Raw genomic sequence first — 6,956 nt, 5'->3', positions numbered from 1 at the left:
TGGAAGCACTCGTCGAACTTGAGGCCAGGCAAAGCGAAAAGCCAGCCGAATATGAATGCTGGCAGATCATCGATCTTCAGCTAGGCAAGGCGACAGGCTGCGTCAATGAAAGAAGCAGCGGGGGGTTGAGACTCCTCCAGCCTGACTAGACTGGGCTCGATGGGCGGGAGGCCGTGATTGTTGGGCGTTTCATCATCAGCGTCTGAGGTGCCCGCCCTCAATTAGAGCGTTTCCCTGACTGATTGAATCATTTGGGCTTTGCAAATCAGATGCGTTCTGATTCAAACTTTCTGCCGATGGAGGTCGGCAGATAATGTCGAAAGCCCTTTCCGTTGATCTTCGCGCACGTGTTCTTGCCGCCGTCTCTGCCGGAGCGTCGCACCGGGAGGCTGCCGAGCGCTTTGGCGTCAGTGCGGCCAGCGTGAGCCGGTGGCGAAACCTGCAAGTCCGTCAGGGCCATGTTCGACCCGGCCCGCTGGGTGGAGACCGTCATTCGCACAAAACCGAAGCCAACGCCGACGCGATCAAGTCGTGGCTTGAGGAACACCGGGACGGCACCTTATTCGAACTTCGGGATGCCCTTGCAGCTCAGGGCATCGCCATCAGCAAGTCGGCGCTGCACCGTTTCCTTGTCCGGCACAATCAGACGCGCAAAAAAAGACTGGCCACGCGATAGAGCAAGCACGCCCAGACGTCTTGGAACTCCGTCAGCGGTGGTTCGACGAGCAACTCGATCTTGATCCGTCGCGGCTCGTGTTCATCGACGAAACATGGACCGCGACCAACATGGCCCGCACTCATGGAAGATGCACCAGGGGTGAGCGGCTACGGATGGGTTTCCCCCATGGCCATCGCAAGACCACGACGCTTGTCGCCGGTCTACGAAATACCGGAATGGTCGCGCCTTTGGTCATCGACGGTCCGATCAATGGCGAGTGGTTCGAGGCCTATGTCGCTCAGGTCCTGGTCCCGACGTTGAAATCCGGCGACATCGTGATCCTCGACAATCTTTCCAGCCACAAACGGCCAGCAGCAAGAGCGTTGATCGAAGCGGCGGGCGCAACAATGGCGTTCCTGCCGCCCTACAGTCCCGACTTCAACCCCATCGAAAAGGCCTTCTCCAAGCTCAAGGCACATCTGAGGAAGGCAGCTGAGCGGACCGTGTCCGGTCTGTGGGACATGATTGGCAAGCTCGTCCATCTCGTCGCGCCTAAAGAATGCAGAAACTACTTCAGCTCATGCGGATACGATCCAGCATGAGAGGGAAACGCTTGTCTTATGATTATTCCTGCTTCTTGTGAGAGAAAGAAGCGCCGGAGAGGGCGGTCACCCTCGTCCGGCGATGGGGGATGGATCGTGAAATGCGAGGCCGTTTTAAGGGCCGGGCTAGAGTCTGATCGCCCCCATCTTTTCCAATCGTCCTGAACGGATACCCAAGGTCTTGCCTTGGATGACAAGCATAGGAGGCGGAAAAGATGAGCCAGGATACTATCGGCGCCGACATCTCGAAAGACCATATCGACCTTCATCGCCTGCCGGATGGAAGAAGGTTGCGTGTTGCCAATGATCGCACGGGATTTGCGGCAATCCTCAAGTGGATCGGCGGTGCGGCGGTCGCGCGTATCGTCTATGAGCCGACCGGTGCCTACCACAAAGCATTCGAGCGCTGCATGATTAGCCACGGTCTGGCGCTCGCCAAGGTCAACCACGGGCTTGCCCGCCGTTTTGCCGAAGCGTCTGGCAAACTGGCCAAGACGGATCGGATCGACGCCGCAATACTTGCCCGCTATGGCCTGTTGCTCGAACCGCGTCTGTTGCACGCAACCGCGGATGCTCTCAACGATCTGAAAGAACTGCACGTCGCCCGTCTGGCCTTGGTGAAGGACAGGACGGCGGCCAAAAACCGAGCGAAGAACCTGACGCAGCCTTTGCTCAAGCGGCAGAACGCGTCTCGCCTCAGGCAGATCGAACGCCAGATGGACGATATCAATCAGGCCATCATGCGGTTGATCGAGGCCGATGACAGTCTCAAGGCGCGTTTCTTGATCCTGGTGTCCATTCCCGGCATCTCCACTGTCAGCGCCTTTGCGCTGATCATCGAAATGCCTGAACTGGGCGAGCTCGACGAGAAGGCTGCCGCGTCTCTGTGCGGGCTGGCACCAATAAGCCGCCAGTCTGGGCGATGGACCGGACGCGCCTTCATCACCGGCGGCAGAGCCACCGTGCGCCAAGCACTCTACATGCCAGCCCTCGTCGCAGCCCACTTCAATCCGGACCTCAAGGCCAAATACAAGCTACTCACCGAAAACGGAAAACCACCCAAAGTCGCCATCGCCGCCGTCATGCGAAAGCTCATCGTCCTCGCAAACGCCCTCCTGCGTGACGAACGAAAATGGACCCCAAAACCAGCTTGATCAAAACGGATACTCTAGCTGCAAAATCTCTCTCATCACTTTCAAGCCTCCAGATTGCTGGCTAACCAGCGATTGCAGGTCCTTGATCGCCGTCGTGGTAGAGCCGCTGAATTGCTCCATGATTGTCACCCGATAGGTGAGGTTCTCGATCTTGCGCACGTCGGCTTCGAGTGAGCGGAAACGCTCCTCGTTTCGAGCCTCGACCGCCTTCACCTCAACGAGGCGCTCTTTGTGCAGCAGCTCATGGCCCGCGTGCCAATTCTGCAACTCTTCGATATCCCGGCTCTTCTCAACCCATATCGCGACGCCGCCTGCGAACATGCAGACCAGCGTGACGAGCTGGATGATCGTGTTGAGGTTCCACTCAAGTCTCTGAGCGCGTTTTGGGAGTTCCATCGTTCCATGCTCCTGCCGCATCAATGCCCCTCGTGTCCGCAATGCAATGCTGATGGTTATTTCGAGCAACCGGCGTGCGCCGCGCACGTCCGATTGTGAGATGCGACCCGCCGCGCGAACGGCTGGTCGTTGGCGATAATGAACTGACGAATCGCCCCCGACAGCGTCAGCATCGCGTAGCCGGCGCCGTCAGTCGCACCGCTTGTCTGGGAACACCCAGATGCCGCCAAGCTCATGGCAAAGATCGGCATCAGATAGAGAATTGACCGCCGCATTGGTCTGGCTCCTTTCCTTGATGATTTCCATGGAGCGGGCGAGTTGGGCGGAGCGCTCAAGCTCCCTGCCCTCGCTGCGCGCTGCCGGCAGCCACCAAGCGGTGGCAGCTAGGAAGACGAAAAGCCCGCCGAGCGCCGCGCCAGCGACCGCCCCAATGATCGTGTTCGGGCTCACGACCGCACCTTGCGATAGATGCCGTAGATCGTGAGGCCGAGGATAACCATGGCGACGATGATGCGGGCCCACTGGCCGCTCGTCAGCGCTTCCTGCTGGCCACTGATCGCGTCGACCACGTCAGGGATGGCTGGGCCGATCGCCACGCCGACGCCCGCGGCGCCGCTACCGCCGATGACAGCAACCTCGGTCGATGGCGCCTTAGTGGAAGCCTCGACGGTGTTGCTCGAGACGAACTCGCCCTTCACCCAAAGGCCAGCTTCGGCGGCACGCCGGTTGACGAGGCCCTTCACGCGCTTGCCGCCGGCGTGCTCGGCTTCACCACAGGCGCGCCGGCCACGCTGGTGTGGCCGTAACCGATGGTCCAGACGTCGGCGACATCCTGATAGGCCTTCGTTTTCAGGCATTCCCACTGTTTGACGAGCGCAAGGCCCGCCGCGTTGATGCGTCGGTTCATGTTGTCTTCCTTTTCGGATGGTTGAGGTAACGCTCGCGAAAGCCTGAGCGCTTAAGTTTGGTTGGATTTCAACCGAGACGGATCATGGCTGCAGATGACATTGCCCAGTTAGCTTGGACCGTGACGGCTCGACACCTAATGCGGGGTCAGCGCGACCCGACGCAGATGGTTGTCGATGCGATCTCAGTTGAGAGACAGCGCTGCCTGGCTATCGTCGCTCAAGCCTGCGGCGAGCATTCCGATGCCGCGCGAAAAATCAAAGAGCCCGCAAGATAGAGTTGCCAAAGCTTTCGGACTCATTCACGTGGACGCGCCCTCAGGGGCAGCGGGCGCGATAGCTTGAACCATCCGGCTATCCGACGGCAGTTTCCCCAAGATCCTTGCCTTGTCGCTGGTGTGGCGTCTGCCTAGCCGCGCACGACAGGCGCCCGCTTTCGGAACAAAAAAGCCTCTTCTCCTACGAATAGGAGAAGAGGCCCCGTCCGAGCGTTCGAATTCACAGACGCGCCATTTATGCCTGACGTGCCCAGGATTTCAAGTGGACCGCAGAGGTCCGAGATGTTCACCGCCTTCGCACTCTCGGGGAACGTCGATGCGTAAATTCACAACCTCTTGTTGCCAATACGATTGAGCGTTATGAAAGTTGTAACAATCCAAAGTCGAAAAGGGGTGTGGGGAAATGCTGGCAAAACTGTTCAAATGGCGACATAGACCGACGATCGTGAAAGCCACCCCCGACCAGCCAGAGTCGGTCGTCGAGGTGACAGACCATCTACATTATTCTGGGTTCAAAATCCCGTTCGACTTGATCAATATGACCGGCTCCGGCCCTGATGCGTTCATTGCAAACGCAGAAGGACAACTCGCCGAACTCCGAGATAAGATAGGCGTCGAGCCAGACCACACATTCGTCGAGATCGGTTGCGGTGTGGGGAGGAGCGCTATCCCGCTAACGACAGCGCTGCCGAAAGGCAGATACCTCGGGATTGACATTATCGAGCGGTCGATCGCCTGGAACAAAGCCAACATCTCGAATATTTTCCCAAACTTTCGCTTTGTTCGCTTCGATGTAAAGGATGATCTGCACAATCCTACCGGCACCATGTCGACCTTGGACATCAAGATCCCCATGGACGATAACTCGGTTGACAGGGTCATCTTCTGGTCCGTCTTCACCCATTTATTCGACGACGAAATCTCTCACTATCTAAGAGAATGCCGTCGCATACTTAAACCGGGCGGCAAAGTTTGGGCATCGTGTTTTGTGCTTACACCTGAAGTCCTTGAGTCAGCTCGTTCTAGTGACCTGACACAGTGGTCGTTGACTTTTCAGAACGAACCCGACGCCCGTGGTTGCTTCATCAACAATCTTGACGTCCCAAGAGGTGCAGTGGGCTACACCCCCCAAGCGCTACACAAACTTATAAGCGCGACAGGACTGACCCTGACCCGCCCCTTTGTGAAGGGAGCATGGTCAGGATACCATAGCGATCCGGAATCGGGGCAAGACGGGATGATCTTGGAGAACCTGGGCTAGACCAGCACTCCTCATTATTGCGAGCAACGTTCGTAGATGGTGTCTCGTCGACAAACACATTGCCGACCGACGCGCCAACTGCCAGCTTCTTATTTTCTCGTATCTTGTTAGACACGGCACCAGTCCTTGCCCGAAACCATGTGCCGCGCCATGGGAGCAGACGCGGTAGCGATGATGGAAGGCGAAAAGAACGCGAGGTGGCGGTAGACCGCCGCGTGCCTAATTGCAACTTCAGCCAAGGAGCGGCGTTGTCCTAGTGGCAACGACACCAGGAGGCTGAAATGCGTCACACAGAGCGAGAGAAGAAAGATTACGATCTGCTGATGATCGGAGCATTGTGAGCGCTACGAACAGCCCACCTTTCCTTTTGTGATCGGGGCCGCGAGATAAGCTCCTTCACCGATAGGAGCGGAACGGGATGGTTGGAGATCGCGCTGATGCCATGCTTGAAGTCATGGATGAAGGCATGCATGAAGCCAGGCATGAGGGAAAATATCGTCGGATCGAGGTGATCACGGGTCGTCGCCAGCGGCGGAATTGGACTGACCAGGAGAAGGCGCGGATCCTTGCGGAAAGCGCGGAACCCGGAGTGAACATCTCGGCCGTTGCTCGGCGCTGGGGCGTCAATCGCGGTTTGCTGAATGTTTGGCGTCGGGATGCCGGGCTGACCTCTCGTCCCTCGGCCAAGGTCTGCGCGCAGCAGGCGATGTTCGTGCCGGTAACAGTGGTCGGCGATCAAGCGGCCCACCAGGGCTCTCCATCGGATGCCGTCCACTTCGCCGCAGGTCGGATTGAGAGTAAGCGGGTAGGCCATCCCACGTAGCGCGGTTTCGAAAGATCGCTCATTTTCGGCATGAATCATGCGGAGAAACCTATGAGCGACAGTGTGAATCAGGCTCGTGCCTTTGAGGTTCTGACGGCGACACCAATACGGACGAGGCGCACGCCACGAGATTGGCCCGGATGCTGAGAAGGCTCGGCTGATTGCGGAGACAATGCTGCCGGGGGCGAATGTATCAGCGATCGCCCGCGCTGAGGGGCTAGATCCCTCGCAGCTTTACGGGTGGCGTCGCAAGGCATTGGCCTCGGGATCGGTGGTGCCCCTTTCGAAAGAGGCTAATGAAAGGGTTAGTTTCGCGCGCGTCGAAGCTGTTGCAAGTTCACCGGTGGAGATCGTCATGGGTGACGTCGTGGTGCGCGTGGCCGGAGATACCGAGCCGGATCATCTTGCCAAGATCCTACGGGCGGTGCGCAAGGCATGATCGCGTCTGGGGTTGTCGTTTACGTCTCCTGCCAACCGGTCGACTTTCGCAAGGGAGCGGCTTCGTTGATGGCTTTGGTCAGGGATGGCGGTCTCGATCCTTTCAATAACGCCCTTTACGTGTTCCGTTCCAAGCGGAAGGACCGTGTCCGGATCGTGTGGTGGGATGGCAGCGGGGTCTGTCTCTATTCGAAGGTTTTGGAAGATCGTCACTTTACCTGGCGGTCAGCCTGGTGGCTGAAAACGCTCTACGACAAGCTTTTAGCTTACATTCACAGCCATAGCCGGGTGTTTGTGGACGAGACCCGGATGCCTGTCCTGAAAAAGGGCCGGAAACGCGCCAAGATCTGTCAATTCTGGGCGCATGCGGTGGACGATCGCCCATGGAACGGTCCTGCGTATCCTGCGGTTGCCTATGTGTTTGCCCAAGGTCGGGGCAAG

Annotated in this window: 7 protein-coding genes and 3 pseudogenes; 7 read left to right on the top strand and 3 right to left on the bottom strand. The window is 58.1% G+C overall.

From position 1 onward, the window contains the following. The first annotated feature begins 313 nt into the window (after positions 1-313). Positions 314-1,260 (top strand): IS630 family transposase gene (locus ASD00_RS39350; RefSeq protein WP_156585852.1). Its coding sequence is split into 2 segments (ribosomal slippage): positions 314-662 and positions 662-1,260, totalling 948 coding nucleotides; the frame shifts between segments, so codons are not numbered across the junction. Between the two features lie 215 nt (positions 1,261-1,475). Next, a complete protein-coding gene (locus ASD00_RS28400) occupies positions 1,476-2,414 on the top strand; it encodes an IS110 family transposase (RefSeq protein WP_057210547.1) in 939 nt (312 codons plus the stop codon). Here ASD00_RS28400 and ASD00_RS28395 read toward each other — a convergent pair whose 3' ends face one another. The 3 genes and pseudogenes from ASD00_RS28395 to ASD00_RS39345 all read right to left on the bottom strand — a co-directional run bounded on the left by ASD00_RS28395 (position 2,415) and on the right by ASD00_RS39345 (position 3,717). Further along, complete coding sequence (locus ASD00_RS28395) at positions 2,415-2,831, bottom strand: hypothetical protein (RefSeq protein WP_057210546.1); 417 nt, start codon at positions 2,829-2,831, stop codon at positions 2,415-2,417. A gap of 168 nt (positions 2,832-2,999) precedes the next feature. Then, on the bottom strand, positions 3,000-3,260 hold the full coding sequence (locus ASD00_RS28390) for a hypothetical protein (RefSeq protein ID WP_057210545.1): 261 nt from the start codon (positions 3,258-3,260) through the stop codon (positions 3,000-3,002). Next, positions 3,257-3,717: pseudogene (locus ASD00_RS39345) on the bottom strand (hypothetical protein). The gene ASD00_RS28390 and the pseudogene ASD00_RS39345 overlap by 4 nt, the downstream one beginning before the upstream one ends. 679 nt (positions 3,718-4,396) lie before the next feature. On the opposite strand from ASD00_RS39345, the gene ASD00_RS28375 reads away from it, so the two are divergent. The 5 genes and pseudogenes from ASD00_RS28375 to tnpB all read left to right on the top strand — a co-directional run. Continuing rightward, positions 4,397-5,254, top strand: coding sequence for a class I SAM-dependent methyltransferase (locus tag ASD00_RS28375; protein ID WP_057210542.1), 858 nt, complete (start codon positions 4,397-4,399; stop codon positions 5,252-5,254). Between the two features lie 418 nt (positions 5,255-5,672). Then, positions 5,673-6,077: a transposase gene (locus ASD00_RS39340; RefSeq protein WP_244496154.1), complete on the top strand. Its 405-nt coding sequence runs from the start codon at positions 5,673-5,675 to the stop codon at positions 6,075-6,077. Positions 6,078-6,249: 172 nt separating this feature from the next. Then, positions 6,250-6,312 (top strand): annotated as a pseudogene (locus ASD00_RS42060) (IS66 family insertion sequence element accessory protein TnpB); the annotation flags it as partial. 39 nt (positions 6,313-6,351) lie between these two features. Continuing rightward, on the top strand, positions 6,352-6,516 hold the full coding sequence (locus ASD00_RS42055) for a hypothetical protein (RefSeq protein ID WP_244496163.1): 165 nt from the start codon (positions 6,352-6,354) through the stop codon (positions 6,514-6,516). Between the two features lie 77 nt (positions 6,517-6,593). Further along, positions 6,594-6,956 (top strand): annotated as a pseudogene (gene tnpB, locus ASD00_RS42565) (IS66 family insertion sequence element accessory protein TnpB); the annotation flags it as partial.

Source organism: Ensifer sp. Root31 (genome assembly GCF_001424825.1).
Taxonomy (GTDB): Bacteria; Pseudomonadota; Alphaproteobacteria; order Rhizobiales; family Rhizobiaceae; genus Ensifer; species Ensifer canadensis.
The sequence above is the reverse complement of the archived record's forward strand: the minus strand, read 5'-3'. Positions and strand labels throughout refer to the sequence as shown.

What these genes read in the sequence shown, in the direction of transcription:
- ASD00_RS28400 (WP_057210547.1), top strand. Translation starts at nt 1,476, where the DNA reads ATGAGCCAGGATACTATCGGCGCCGACATCTCGAAAGACCATATCGAC.
- ASD00_RS28395 (WP_057210546.1), bottom strand. Translation starts at nt 2,831, where the DNA reads ATGCGGCAGGAGCATGGAACGATGGAACTCCCAAAACGCGCTCAGAGA.
- ASD00_RS28375 (WP_057210542.1), top strand. Translation starts at nt 4,397, where the DNA reads ATGCTGGCAAAACTGTTCAAATGGCGACATAGACCGACGATCGTGAAA.
- ASD00_RS39340 (WP_244496154.1), top strand. Translation starts at nt 5,673, where the DNA reads ATGGTTGGAGATCGCGCTGATGCCATGCTTGAAGTCATGGATGAAGGC.